This is a genomic window from Emticicia fluvialis, from assembly GCF_024793945.1.
Lineage (GTDB): Bacteria > Bacteroidota > Bacteroidia > Cytophagales > Spirosomataceae > Emticicia > Emticicia fluvialis.
In genome coordinates this window covers 87,461-100,016 of sequence record NZ_JANUSD010000012.1, presented here as the reverse complement: position 1 = coordinate 100,016, position 12,556 = coordinate 87,461, and the positions used below count along the sequence as shown (strand labels likewise).

8 protein-coding genes are annotated in these 12,556 nt (G+C 43.6%); 3 read left to right on the top strand and 5 right to left on the bottom strand.

The features are described from left to right. Nucleotides 1-3: 3 nt before the first annotated feature. From NZ848_RS14850 to NZ848_RS14830, 5 genes are all read right to left on the bottom strand, one after another. Nucleotides 4-618: a DUF4159 domain-containing protein gene (locus NZ848_RS14850; RefSeq protein WP_259016148.1), complete on the bottom strand. Its 615-nt coding sequence runs from the start codon at nt 616-618 to the stop codon at nt 4-6. Nucleotides 619-760: 142 nt separating this feature from the next. Beyond that, nucleotides 761-2,098, bottom strand: a complete 1,338-nt coding sequence (locus NZ848_RS14845) for a TldD/PmbA family protein (protein ID WP_259016147.1) — start codon at nt 2,096-2,098, stop codon at nt 761-763. 127 nt (nt 2,099-2,225) lie between these two features. Beyond that, on the bottom strand, nt 2,226-3,866 hold the full coding sequence (locus tag NZ848_RS14840) for a TldD/PmbA family protein (protein WP_259016146.1): 1,641 nt from the start codon (nt 3,864-3,866) through the stop codon (nt 2,226-2,228). Between the two features lie 269 nt (nt 3,867-4,135). Next, on the bottom strand, nt 4,136-5,452 hold the full coding sequence (locus NZ848_RS14835; RefSeq protein WP_259016144.1) for a TldD/PmbA family protein: 1,317 nt from the start codon (nt 5,450-5,452) through the stop codon (nt 4,136-4,138). A gap of 23 nt (nt 5,453-5,475) precedes the next feature. Continuing rightward, nucleotides 5,476-7,122 carry a TldD/PmbA family protein gene (locus NZ848_RS14830; protein ID WP_259016143.1) on the bottom strand — a complete coding sequence of 549 codons (1,647 nt, stop codon included), beginning with the start codon at nt 7,120-7,122 and terminating at the stop codon, nt 5,476-5,478. 630 nt (nt 7,123-7,752) lie between these two features. Between NZ848_RS14830 and NZ848_RS14825 the strand changes: the two genes are divergently transcribed. From NZ848_RS14825 to gcvP, 3 genes are all read left to right on the top strand, one after another. Continuing rightward, nucleotides 7,753-8,070, top strand: coding sequence for a low molecular weight protein tyrosine phosphatase family protein (locus tag NZ848_RS14825; protein ID WP_259016142.1), 318 nt, complete (start codon nt 7,753-7,755; stop codon nt 8,068-8,070). A gap of 103 nt (nt 8,071-8,173) precedes the next feature. Further along, nucleotides 8,174-9,079, top strand: coding sequence for a sugar phosphate isomerase/epimerase family protein (locus NZ848_RS14820; RefSeq protein ID WP_259016141.1), 906 nt, complete (start codon nt 8,174-8,176; stop codon nt 9,077-9,079). A 540-nt stretch (nt 9,080-9,619) separates the two neighbouring features. Beyond that, nucleotides 9,620-12,493, top strand: coding sequence for an aminomethyl-transferring glycine dehydrogenase (gene gcvP, locus NZ848_RS14815; protein WP_259016140.1), 2,874 nt, complete (start codon nt 9,620-9,622; stop codon nt 12,491-12,493). Nucleotides 12,494-12,556: the final 63 nt, after the last annotated feature.

The following is a 12,556-nucleotide window of genomic DNA, read 5'->3' as shown; positions in this document are numbered from 1 at the left end:
TGTTTAAACTGTTAATGCGTAATTGATGATATTTACCCCAAACTTGGTGTTGTCTTCTGCCAGCCAGCGTTTATTTCTGAAGTCGTAGTCCCATTCGCAGCCATAATCTTTATTGCTGTAAAGAAGGCCGATTCTTCCGTTAATTTGTATGGCTTTCAGGTAGTCGTGTACCAGGTCATCGCCCCAGCCGTTCAGCTCGAAACTGGTTGTAGGCGGGCCATCAAAATGAAAAAATGAATGGTAAATGGGATGAGTGTTGGGTATTTTCTGAAGTGCTTTGGCTCCAAAAGTGCGAGTCATTTCCTGCTCAAATGATTTGGCAAACAATCCGTCGATATCATGGTTACAGTCGTCGACGAAGACAAATCCACCGTTTTCGACATATTTTCTGAAATGTTCTCTCTCCTGACTTGAAAACTCTACCAGCTTATGGCCACTTAAATAACAGAACGGGCTTCTGAATATTTCGTTACTGCTCAATAACACTACTTTCTCTTTTTCATCAACGGGTATGGTAGTGTATTCTACCAGCGAATTTAGGATATTGGAAGGCATGCGCTGATCTGTATCCCAATCCCCCGAAGTGTATTGAATCCGAGTGAAAACGAAAGGTTTCAAATGTTGTGAAGTGTTAATTTTCAGTAATAATTCCTGGTAATTTGGCTTGAGATAATAGAGAAAGAGACTTCTCTATTATCTCAGTTTTTTTCCATAACCACGGACTACCAGTCCGTGCTACTTTCAACGGACTATCAGTCCGTTATACGGCATCAGAAAGTGAAGAGAACGTAAATTCTCTGATTTTCATGGGTGGTACAATGTAATTCTGGTTCGATTCGGTACTCACAACGCGCTCTGGCTTGCCCAGCGTTTCAAGGTTGTTAAGCATGATAATCGGACTCTCATTAAAACGGAAGTTTTTAATCGGATGTTTAATTTTGCCATCTTCAATGTAGAAAGTTCCGTCGCGGGTAAGACCCGTTTGTAACAAAGTCTGAGGGTCAACAGAGCGGATATACCATAACTTAGTAACCAATATACCTCTTTTGGTGCTTTTTATCATTTCATCAAGGGTTGCTGTGCCGCCTTCCATAATCATGTTGTTTGGATAAGGCACCGGCTGTACGCCCTTTTGTTTGGCCCAGAATCTTGAATAGGCCAGATTTTTTACAACCCCTTTCTGAACCCAGAACAATTTCTTCTGCGGCTGCCCATCGCCCGACCAGGCTGCTGCCGGTAATTCAGGGTTTTGTGGGTCTGAATAAAAAGTAACGCGTTCATCTACAATTTTTTCGCCGAGTTTGGTTTTGCCACCCGGTTTGCTCATGGAAGACCGCCCCTCGTCGGCACTACGGGCGTCCATATCAAAAAAGAGGTTTTCTAAAAGCACAACAGCGGCAGTAGGCTCTAAAATAACAGTATATTTGCCCGGCTCAAGCGCTTTGGCGCCAACAGAGCCTACCGATTTCTGAATAGCAATTTTAGTAGCTGTGGCTGTATCCAGTTTATTAATATCGTTATAGCCTCTGGCTACGTAGCCAGAACCGGTTCCATCCTGCGTACGGACGGTTAACGAAAAGTTAACGTTTGAGTCCAGATAATAAGCAAACAAACCTTTTGAGTTCATCATGGCATTGTAACCGTGGCGGTCTTCAAGGAAACCGGCTGCCACCAGATTTTGCGCTCTTGATAATTGAAGGCTCTTATCTACTGCCTCTGCACGTGTAGCAGGAGTAATTTTTGCGGTAGAGTCGTAATGTCCGCTTGATTTAAGATATTGCTGGGGCTCTAAAATGCCTACGTATTCCGGGTTTTCGGGGGCTAATCTGGCTAATTCTTCAGAGCGACGAACCACTTTTTCAATAGAGGCGTCATCCAGCTCATCAATGGTGGCGACACCAACTTTTTTGCCAAAAGCAGATTGCACCTGCAGGTTTTTATTAATTAAAGAGCCACTGGTAGATACCTCGTTACGGGCATAGCGGATATTTCCACGTATCTCGCCAAGCAGATTTACTTCACATTCATCTGCTTTTGAATAACTCAAAACCTTTTTCAGCAAGGCTTTAGCTTCTTCCTCGGTTAATATAACAGACATTTGATTTCAGATTTTAAATGGTTTGATTTTAGGGATTGGACGAGGAACATGGTTAAGAACAAGGAATCTGAAAAAGTATTTTTTTCAACCCTTTCTCCATTTTTCATTCTCCACTCTCTGGTGTAATTTAGATTTTACGTGCTGTATTAATGACGTTAACCCCATTAAAACGAGCGGTTGAACTACCATGAGATACCGCGCTTGACTGCGAAGGTTGCCCTTTGCCGTCGAAGAACGAACCACCCAAACGATAATCTTTTTCGTCGCAAATCTTCACACATGAGTTCCAGAACTCCTGTGTGTTTGATTGATAGGCTACGTCTTTCAACATGCCTTCAATCTTTCCATCTTTAATTTCATAAAACAATTGTCCGCCAAACTGGAAGTTGTAGCGTTGCTGGTCTATTGAGAAAGACCCGTCTCCAATAATATATATGCCTTTCTTCACGTCTTTTATCATTTCTTCAACTGATAATGGAGCCTTACCCGGAGCCAAAGATACATTGGCCATGCGTTGGAACTGCACCGACGACCAGCTGTCTGCATAGCAACAACCGTGAGATTCTTTTTCGCCAATAATATGTGCCTGGTCTCTGATAGCCTGATAATTTACCAGAATACCGTCTTTCACTAAATCCCAGCGTTTGGTTTGTACGCCTTCGTCGTCCCAACCGACTGCACCTAATGACCCGACCTGCGTTTTATCTGCAAAAAGATTCACTTCTTTGCTACCATAGTTGAAATTTTTGCTTTGCCATTTATCCAGCGTGGCAAATGAGGTTCCGGCAAAGTTGGCTTCATAACCCAACACGCGGTCAAGCTCTAAAGGGTGGCCTACCGACTCGTGAATAGTTAGCCACAGGTGAGAAGGGTCAAGAACCAGGTCATACTTGCCTGCCTCAACCGATTTCGCGGTTAGTTTTTCTTTGGATTGTCTGGCAGCGGCGGTTACGTCTTCCAGCATATCATAGCCTTTATTGTAGCGGGTGGTTACACCTACTACTTTATCTGACGGATTTGCCTGTAAATATTCATAACCCATACCCATTGGGGCGCTTAATGCCTGGCGGGTTTCAAACTTGCCCGTTTTGGGGTCAATGGCTGTAACCGCAGCAATGGGCCATATACGGTGGATGTCCTGGTCTATATATGAGCCATCAGATGAAGCAAAGTATTTTTGCTCATTAACCATAAATAGCACTGAGTTAACGTAATTGGCGCCGTTTTTAAGGGCTGCATCGTTTACACTCAGCAATAAATCTACTTTTTCTTTAATAGGTACTTCAAACGAATTCTTTTTGATAGGAGCTTTCCAGTTAACCTCGCCATAGCCTTTTTGAGGTGCCAGCTGTACCGGCTCTTTCATTAGCCGGGCATTGGCTTTGGCAATGGCCACCGCTTCTTCTGCGGCTCTGGCTGTATCTGCTTCGCTTTTAGCATCTACAACGGCGGCGAATCCCCAGCAACCATCGGCAATTACTCGCACACCAACCCCATAAGACTCGGTGTTGACGATGTTCTGCACTTTGTCTTCGCGCGTGACAACAAACTGATTGAGGTACCGGCCAATGCGGATGTCGGTGTAGGTAGCACCTTTTGCTTTGGCGGCGTTAAGGGCGGCATCAGCTAAACGTTTTTTTACGGCTACATCAATGCCGCCGTCCAGCAGGGCTTCTTGCGAAACAGCATTGCCCACAAGCGGAATATTAGGCAGCATCATAGCTCCGAAGCCCATTCCGGATAATTGGATAAAGTCTCTTCTTTTCAAAGCTTTTTCAGTTTTTAATTTGTGAGTGATAGAATAATTGTTCAGGACTATAAAAGTAAGAATTAAAATGATTTCATGGATATCCCATCCGTGGGGATTTTGATAAACTGGCTAATAAATGGCTTAGCGGATAGTTAAAAATTGTTAATTGTAGCATTAAACCGTGCGTTAAGCTACCCAGGCAGGTAGCTTAACGCACGGTAAATCCTGCGCATAGATAAACCAGAGCCCCTCCCCGAAAAAGAAGAGGGGCATGGCAGGGTGAAATTTTATACCGCGTCTGAAAGAGACGAAAAGGTAAAGTCACGGATTTTTAATGGAGGAATCAGGTTTCCGCTTATTCGTACCGGCGCACCCATGGCTTCAAGGTTGTTTAGCATGATAACCGGGCTTTCGTTGAAACGGAAGTTTTTTACAGGGAATTTGATTTTTCCATTCTCGATGTAGAAAGTTCCGTCACGGGTAAGCCCTGTATATAATAAGGTTTGAGGGTCAACGGCGCGTATATACCACAAACGCGTTACCAGAATCCCTTTTTCAGTACCTTTAATTAAATCGGCTAAAGACTGTGTTCCGCCGGCCATAATAAATCCTGATGGTGGGGGTACGGCTTTAACGCCTTTTTTATCAGCCCAGAATCTTGAATAAGTCAGGTTTTTCACCACTCCGTTATCAATCCAGGTTACTTTTTCCTGAGCCCGGCCGTCTCCGGCAAAGCCAGACGTAGGTGCATCCGGATTCGTCGGGTCAGAATATATAGTTACTCTTTCGTCAAAAAGTTTTTCGCCCAATCGCACCCCACCACCTTTTTTACTCAAAAAACTTCTGCCTTCATCGGCACTGCGGGCATCAAAGCTGCGCATCATGTTTTGCAGTAAGTCTACTGCGGCAGCGGGCTCAAGAATAACCGTGTATTTACCCGGCTCTAATGCCTGTGCCGAAACTGAGGCAATAGCCTTTTGCATGGCTACTTCAGTAGCAGCTTTGGTATTCAGTTTCGATACGTCGTTATAATCTTTAATAGCATAGCCTGAGCCAAGGCCATCGGCCGTACGTACTGTAATTGAGAAGTCTACCGAGGTTGATTTGTTATAAGCAAACAAACCCTTGCTGTTGCCTGTTGCAAAAAAGCCGGTGGTGTCTTCCAGATACCCGGCTGCTACCAGATTTTTCTTGGTGCAGGGGTCAATGCTGTCGAAAGCCGCTTTCGCTCTGAACGCAGGGTCAATATTGGCTGTGCTTTGCACAAAAGTATTTGACTCCAGAAATTGCTGCGGCCCTAGCATAGGCATATATTCAGGGTTTTCAGGTGCCAGTTTGGCTATCTCTTCTGCCCTGCGAACTGTTTTTTCCAACGATTTATCGTCAAACTCATTGATAGTTGATGTTCCACTACGTTTGCCATAAACTGCCGTTACAGCCAGCGATAAGTCGGTTGACTCGCCACTTGTAGAAACTGTATTGCGTGCGTAACGAATATTGCCCGTGCGACGCCCGGTAAGGGCCACGCTCATTTCGTCAGCTTTTGAGAAGGCCAATACCTTGTCAATTATTTTCTTAGCTTCTTCTTTTGTTAATATAGCCATTGTTGATGTTCTTTTGTGTTTGGTTAACCAATTTTTCTGCCGGTGTTAATTACATTTACACCATTGAAACGGGTAGTAGAACTACCATGCGACACAGCGCTTACCTGCGATGGCTGCCCTTTGCCGTCAAAGAAAGACCCGAAAGTGCGGTAATCGTCCTTATCACATATCTGTACGCATGAGTTCCAGAATTCCTGTGTATTTGACTGGTAGGCTACGTCGTCAATCATTCCGGTTATTTCACCATTTTTGATTTCGTAGAAAAGTTGTCCGCCAAACTGGAAGTTGTAACGTTGCTGGTCAATAGAGTAAGAGCCACGGCCAATGATGTAAATACCTTTCTCAACGCCCTTAATCATGTCCATTACGTTCAGCTTGCTTGTGCCCGGGCGAAGGGATACGTTTGGCATACGCTGAAACTGAACCGAATTCCAGTTGTCGGCATAACAACAGCCATGCGATTCTTTTTCGCCGAGTATATTCACCTGGTCTCTTATGGCCTGGTAATTTACCAGAATACCGTCTTTAATCAGATCCCACTCCTTGCAAGGTACGCCTTCGTCGTCATATCCTACGTTTCCCAGTGTATAGGGTTGGGTTTTGTCAGCCACTATATTTACCAGTTTACTGCCGTAGTTAAAGTTTTTCGATTTCCATTTGTCCAGCGTCGCAAAGCTGGTGCCGGCATAGTTGGCTTCATAACCTAATACACGGTCTAGCTCTGTCGGGTGGCCTACCGACTCATGGATGGTCAGGCCCAGGTGGTTAGGGTCAAGTACCAAATCATATTTACCCGGTTGCACCGACCGCGCCGTCATTTTTTCTTTGGCCTGTTTGGCTGCATTGATGGCGTCTTCTACCATATCATAAGAGTTACGGTAGCCCACCAATCCATTTGGCCCGGGAATTTTCTCACTGGCCAAACCGTCCAGGTATTCATAGCCCATACCCATCGGCGAGCTGATGGCATCGCGGGTTTTAAATTTACCGGCTTGTCTGTCTACGGCAGTTACGGTAAAAGTAGGCCAGATGCGGTGCACATCCTGGTCAATATAAGAGCCGTCAGAAGAAGCAAAATATTTTTGCTCGTTCACAAAAAACAGGTTAGAAGTTACAAAACCTGCACCGTTTTTCATGGCTTCGCTGTTAACTTTCATTAACAGGTCTATTTTTTCCTGAACCGGAATCTCAAAAGCGTTTTTCTTGATCGGGGTTTTCCAGGTTACCTCGCCCACACCTTTTTGTGGTGCCAGTATTACCGGCTCAGTTTGTATTTTGGCATTGGCTTTGGCAATGGCAACGGCGGTTTCGGCACATTTGGCAATGCCTGCGCTGCTTACGTCGCTGGTGGCGGCAAAACCCCAGGTACCATTGGCTATTACCCTGATGCCCACACCGTACGATTCGGCATTGACAATGTTCTGAACTTTATTTTCACGTGTAAAGAGGTACTGTTGCAGATACCGGCCTATACGCACATCGGTATAGGTGGCTCCTTTGGCTTTGGCTGCATTAAGCGCCACATCGGCCATTTTCTTTTTTGCGGCAGCGTCAGCCTTGGGCTCTAGTAATTGTTCAACAGGAACGATATTACCTAAAACAGGTATGGTTGAACCCACCATAGCCCCCAGACCCATACCCGACAATTGGATAAAATCCCGTCTTTTCATAATTGGGTGAGCGATTGAAGTTTGAAAGATGAAATACTGTAATGTAAAAATGAAAAAAAACTGCACACTAACCAATTTATCTCCTGAATTTTGCCCGTTATGGGTTAAATCCAGAGCCATTTGCATGGGCAGATTAAAATTTTCTTTGGGAAAATGATTTTTAAAAATAGATAAAAATACGCATAGTTTGGCTTATGCTCGACAAAAGATTGTTTTTTAGCGACTAACCGAAACGTATAATTACTATTTGGGAGGGTTTATGGCATAAAATTATTTTTGCAACATTGTTGCAAAAATAAAAATTAACTCCTACTTTTGTATTGTAAAACCAACAGGTAGGTTTTTATCAGTAGAGATACTGTTTATAGATGTTTTTATTGTGAAATCCGGAGGTTGCTGACCTCCGGATTTTTATTTTCGGTCAAATTAGCTGGCTTTAATCGCAATTTACTTCTTCACTAAACCCTGACAAATGTCGTTCAGTAAGTTTCAATTATTCTGTTCAAGCATAATACCAGCCTATTTCTTTCTTGTTTGGTACTGACGGGACAGGCCGCATACCTAAACATGCCGGGAAATGATTAAAATTTAATATTTTTTGGTTTACTTGCCATTAATATTTATGGTTTTATGAATCTCCTTTTTGTATGTAGCCGAAACCAATGGCGAAGCCCCACGGCAGAGGCCATCTTTAAAAATTATGCCGGGCATCAGGCAAAATCCGCCGGTACAGAGCCATCTGCGCGTATTAAAATCAACGAAAAGCTTATTTTGTGGGCAGATATAATTTTTGTGATGGAGAAAAAACACCGCATCAGGATTCAGGAAAAGTTTCCGTACATAGTTCATGACAAACCTATGATAGTGCTTGATATACCCGATGAGTATCAGTTTATGGACGAAGAGCTGGTGCTGTCGCTGAAAACAGCAGTTTTGCCTTATTTGTGAAAATTTTAATATTTTATATTACATATCTACCGGCATTGTATTAAATTTAAAAATTCAACCAGACGGAAATTTCCGGCATCTATTTAAAACCTATAAGTAAACTATGAAACGAAGAGACTTCCTGCAAAAAGGGGCTATGGCGCTTGCCGCTTCCACGGCCTTATCTCATGAATTATTTGCCGGCAAAAAGAAAAATGAAATTGTTGGGGTGCAGTTGTATTCAGTTCGCACTGATATGCAGAAAGACCCACTGGGTACTTTAAAAAAAGTGGCCGAAATGGGCTACAAGAATGTAGAACACGCCAATTATGTTAACCGCAAGTTTTATGGTTTCTCTGCCACTGAGTTTAAAAAAGTTTTAGACGACCTGGGCCTTAAAATGCCTAGCGGGCATACTGTAATGGGCAAACAACATTGGGATGAAGCCAAAGGTGAATTTACTGATTTGTGGAAACAGACAGTTGAAGATGCTGCCATCTGTGGACAGAAATATGTAATAAGCCCCTGGCTGGATGTGAGCCTGCGCAAAGACCTGGACAGCCTGAAACGCTTCATGGATGTGTTTAATAAATCTGGTGAACTGTGCCAGAAGTCGGGTATGAAATTTGGGTATCATAACCATGATTTTGAGTTCAGCCTGAAACTGAGCAGCGTGAAAGTGTATGATATTATACTCCAGAATACTGACCCTAAACTGGTGGTACAACAGCTGGATATAGGCAATATGTATGGCGGTGGCGGAAGAGCTGTTGAACTGCTGAAACAATACCCGGGTCGTTTCGAATCGATGCACGTAAAAGATGAAATTGCCGTTGCAGGTGCCAACGAAAAATATGAAAGTACGATTCTGGGTACCGGAATTATCGGCGTTAAAGAAGTGCTTGACCTGGGCAGAAAAATCGGAGGCACCACTCACTTTATTGTTGAGCAGGAGTCATATCAAGGCAAAGCGCCGATTGATACCATTAAAGAAGATATTCAGATATTGAATAAATGGGGGTATAAGTAATAAAATTATTTTGAACAATGATTTAACAGATTAGCCTGATTTGATGACTTAATTATTGGTATTTGAATTAAAATAACATGATTTAGACATTACGGATTGAATTCAGCGAAATCAATAGAACAGGTTAATCAAAGTCTGAAATATAAATTGAATAGAGGAGGCCGCAATGCTTCCTCTATTTGTTTTTAATAATCCCACACATATTAGGTCAACTGAAATCTTTCAGTCAATAATCAATTGATGCACCTTGGGTGGTCTAAAAAAAATAATAAATTTAAAAACGGCACGTCAACTGTTAATTTATCTATACTCTACTTAACAGGTAGATATTTTATCTATTAAACAAAAGGCTGTCAGGCAAAACAGAAGCCAAACTAATGTATTATTCAAAAAATTATCTGCTATTGTAATAATTTGTTTCAACAACTATTTTTTAAATTTATTATATTTGCAGAACAATCAGGAATGAACCTGTTGTTTTATCAGCAATGGTTCATTTACCGCAACAGCGGGGCGTTCTTAAACACATCAAAAATCCCGATGAAAATAAATCTCAATTCGCAAGAGTCCTTTGAGAGCCGTCACCATGGCAAAAGCGAGGCCGATTTGCAGGCAATGCTGAAAACTATCGGCGTCGATTCACTGGACACACTCATCAACCAGACTGTACCGCAGCAGATTCGTCTGCAATCACCACTAAATCTGCCAAAAGCTAAATCTGAAGCTGAGTTTCTGGCCGATTTTAAAGCGTTGGCTCAAAAGAACAAAATCTTTAAATCTTATATCGGAACAGGCTACTACGACACCGTAGTACCCAACGTGATTCTGAGAAATATACTGGAGAATCCGGCTTGGTATACGGCATATACACCGTATCAGGCTGAGATAGCGCAGGGGCGTCTGGAAATGCTATTGAACTTCCAGACCATGGTTATTGACCTTACCGGTATGGAAATCGCCAATGCATCATTATTAGATGAGGGTACTGCTGCTGCCGAAGCCATGGCTATGCTGCACAACGTGCGCCCTGCTGCCAAGAAAAACGCCAATACCTTCTTTGTGTCAGAGCTTTGCCATCCGCAAACCATTGATGTGGTTTTAGGCCGTGCCAAACCTATGGGTATTACTGTGGTAGTAGGTAACCATGAAACCTTCGACCTTACCCAGGAAGATATCTACGGTGTTTTGTTGCAATACCCTGCCACCAACGGCGAGGTTTATGACTATACAGACCTCATTACCGCAGCCCATGAACTGAATATCTCTGTGGCTGTTGCTGCCGATTTACTGGCACTGACGCTTTTGACACCTCCGGGCGAAATGGGCGCTGATGTAGTGGTGGGTTCAGCACAAAGGCTGGGCGTACCTATGGGTTATGGTGGGCCGCATGCCGCTTTTTTTGCCACCAAAGAATCTTTCAAACGCCAGATTCCGGGTCGTATCATCGGGGTATCTGTTGATGCACAGGGCAATCGTGCCTTGCGTATGGCATTGCAGACCCGTGAGCAGCACATTCGCCGCGAAAAAGCCACTTCTAATATATGTACAGCACAGGTTTTATTATCTGTTATGGCTGCTGCTTATGGTATTTATCATGGCCCGCAAGGCCTTAAGAACATAGCCGGTAAAGTACATGGTCTGGCAAAATTATTTGCCGAATCAATAGAAGGCCTCGACTATCAGTTATTGACCCGTAACTTTTTTGATACAGTTACTATTCATACAGAAGACAGCACCGCTCTACGCGCCATTGCGGAAAGAGAAGGGGTGAATTTCCGATATTTAGAACAGGGTAATGTGAGCATCTCTTTTGATGAGAACAAAACACTGGCCGATGTAGCACAATTGCTGAATATTTTTGCAGAGGCCAATGGTAAAGAAACCATCATCAATCTGAAGTCTGAAATAGATGTGGCTTTTGTACCAAGCCTGAACCGCACTTCGGCGTTTATGACCCATCCGGTATTCAGTAGTTACCATACCGAACACGAGATGCTGCGTTATCTGAAGTCATTAGAAAACAAAGATTTGTCTTTGGTGCATTCAATGATTTCACTCGGTAGTTGTACCATGAAATTGAATGCCACTGCCGAAATGATTCCGGTTACCTGGCCGGAGTTCGGGCAACTGCACCCATTTGCACCGCAAGAACAGGTATTAGGGTATCAGCAGTTGTTTGAAGAACTGAACGACTGGCTTTGTGCCATTACAGGCTTTGCAAAAATGTCGTTGCAGCCCAATTCTGGTGCGCAGGGAGAATACGCCGGTCTGATGGTTATCAGAGCCTATCATGAAAGCAGAGAAGAAGTACACCGCAATATAGCTTTGATTCCGTCTTCGGCACATGGTACCAACCCGGCATCAGCTGTTATGGCTGGTATGACGGTGGTGGTTACCAAATGTGATGAAAGAGGCAACATAGATGTGGCAGACCTGAGAGCCAAAGCAGAGCAATATGCCGACAACCTGGCTTGTCTGATGGTTACTTATCCGTCAACGCACGGTGTGTTTGAAGAGTCTATTAAAGAAATATGTGAAATTGTACATGCCAATGGCGGACAGGTTTACATGGATGGTGCCAATATGAATGCACAGGTGGGGCTTACTTCTCCGGCATCTATTGGGGCAGACGTTTGTCACCTCAACCTACATAAAACATTCTGTATTCCGCATGGTGGCGGTGGCCCTGGTATGGGGCCAATTGGTGTGGCACAGCACCTGGTGCCATTCCTGCCTAATCATAAAGTAGTGCCGGTATCTGGCTATGAGGGTGTTCATGCTATATCGGCAGGGCCTTATGGCAGTGCCAGCATCCTTACTATCTCTTATGCCTATATTGCCATGATGGGTGCAGAAGGGCTAACCAATGCCACCAAAAACGCCATTCTGAACGCCAATTATATTAAAGCACGCCTGGCTGAAAAATACCCGATTCTTTACACTGGCAGTAATGGCCGTTGTGCCCATGAAATGATTGTAGACTTACGTCCGTTCAAATCATCGGCAGGAGTAGAGGCAGAAGACGTTGCCAAACGTCTGATGGACTATAATTTCCATGCGCCAACGCTATCGTTCCCGGTTGCTGGTACTTTAATGATTGAGCCGACTGAATCTGAATCTAAAGCCGAGCTGGATCGTTTCTGTAATGCGTTGCTGACTATCAGAGAAGAAATAGCTGAAATTGAAGCAGGCAATGCCGATAAAGCCAATAACGTATTGAAAAATGCACCGCATACGGCATCGGTTGTTTTAGCTGAAACCTGGGATAAACAATACAGCAGAGAGAAAGCGGCCTTCCCGTTACCTTATGTAAAAGCTGATAAATTCTGGCCAAGTGTAAGCCGTGTTGATTCTGCTTATGGTGATAGAAATCTGATTTGTGCCTGTCCTCCGGTTGAGGAGTATGAGGGATAAAATTCTCATTCAACATCAATCATTCAGGGTTCATACTAATAACAAGAGCGTATTACATAATTT

Bases quoted from the DNA above. Each gene is read 5' to 3' on its own strand.
- NZ848_RS14845 (WP_259016147.1), bottom strand. From the start codon at position 2,098: ATGTCTGTTATATTAACCGAGGAAGAAGCTAAAGCCTTGCTGAAAAAG.
- NZ848_RS14835 (WP_259016144.1), bottom strand. From the start codon at position 5,452: ATGGCTATATTAACAAAAGAAGAAGCTAAGAAAATAATTGACAAGGTA.
- NZ848_RS14830 (WP_259016143.1), bottom strand. From the start codon at position 7,122: ATGAAAAGACGGGATTTTATCCAATTGTCGGGTATGGGTCTGGGGGCT.
- NZ848_RS14825 (WP_259016142.1), top strand. From the start codon at position 7,753: ATGAATCTCCTTTTTGTATGTAGCCGAAACCAATGGCGAAGCCCCACG.
- NZ848_RS14820 (WP_259016141.1), top strand. From the start codon at position 8,174: ATGAAACGAAGAGACTTCCTGCAAAAAGGGGCTATGGCGCTTGCCGCT.
- gcvP (WP_259016140.1), top strand. From the start codon at position 9,620: ATGAAAATAAATCTCAATTCGCAAGAGTCCTTTGAGAGCCGTCACCAT.